The organism is Burkholderia sp. E168m23 (assembly GCF_016586125.1).
In the GTDB taxonomy this organism is placed as follows: domain Bacteria; phylum Pseudomonadota; class Gammaproteobacteria; order Burkholderiales; family Burkholderiaceae; genus Burkholderia; species Burkholderia orbicola.
Window position 1 is genome coordinate 1 of sequence record NZ_BCPP01001374.1, and the last position, 1,324, is coordinate 1,324.

Consider the following 1,324-nt stretch of genomic DNA (forward strand, 5'->3'; position numbering starts at 1 on the left):
TCGTATAACTTCGTATAATGTATGCTATACGAAGTTATTACGAGGAAATACCGCGACGCGCGGCCCGACCGAATCGAGGAAAGGCTCGACCGACGACGTGCGGCTGCCGTGGTGCGGAACGATCAGGATCTGCGCGGCCAGTGCGTCGCGCGCGTCATTCACGAGCCGCCGTTCGCCGCGCGCATCGATGTCGCCCGTCAGCAGCGCGGACGTGCCATCCGCATCGATGCGCAACACGCACGACTGCCCGTTCGACGACCCGGTGCCCATCCCGCCCGGCGGCCACAGCATCGTGAAGGCGACGCCGTCCCAGGTCCAGCGCTGCCCGGCCGCGCACGGCAGCCGGTCGGCCACGCCCGCGGCTGCCGCGTCGCGCCACAGCCGGCTCTTCGGCGCAATGCCGGCCAGCAGCTGGCGCACGGCGGCGGCCGCATAAACGGCCGGTGCGCCGCCTGCGTGATCGGCATCCGCATGACTGAGCACGAGCGAATCGATCGTCGCGATGCCGCGCGCCCGCAACGCCGGCGCGACGATCCGCGTACCGGCATGGGACGACTCCGCCCCCGGCCCCGCATCGAACAGCAAGGTCCGCCGCGCGGTTTCAACCAGCACCGCCGCGCCCTGCCCCACGTCGAGCACGGTCAGCCGGAAGCCGCCGGGCGGCGGCGCATCGGGCGCCGGCGCGACCAGCGGCAGCCACGTGAGCGGCGCCGCCCAGCGCAACGGCCAGCCGCGCGGCATCAGCGCCCACGCGACGCCCACGCATGCGAGCGCCAGCACCGGCCAGTCGGGCATGCGCAGCCAGAACACGCCGGCCGGCCAGTCGGCCAGATACCCGAGCAGCGTCATCATCGGTTCGAGCGCCGCATGCGCAAGCCGGAAGGCCGCCGCATCGAGCGGCGGCGGCAACGCGATGCCGGCCAGCACGACCGGCGTCACGACCGAGCTGACCCACGGAATCGCGAACGCATTGCCGAACGGGCCCGACAGGGAAACCTGCGCGAACCACGCGGCGGTGAGCGGCGCGAGCCCGATCGTCACCGCGTACTGCACGCGCGTCGCCTCGGCGAGGCGGCGCCGGCCGCGCGTCGCCCACCCGCGCAACCGGCTCCGCAGGCCGGTCGTGCCGCCTTCCGCACCCGCTTCATCGATATCGTCGACCTCGCGCACCGGGCGCCAGCCGGCGACGGCCAGCAGGATCACGGCGACCGCGCCGAACGACAGCCAGAATCCGGCCGACAGCACGGCCCACGGATCGGCGAGCAGCACGCCGCCGAGCGCCGCGCACAGCACCGCGGACGTCGGCACGCTGCGGCCGGCCAGA

General features: G+C 73.1%; 1 protein-coding gene. It reads right to left on the reverse strand.

Annotated elements, in window-relative coordinates:
• Positions 1-24 precede the first annotated feature (24 nt).
• A partial coding sequence (locus tag JMF90_RS37415) for a DNA internalization-related competence protein ComEC/Rec2 (protein ID WP_236598133.1) occupies positions 25-1,324 on the reverse strand: 1,300 nt, incomplete at its 5' end.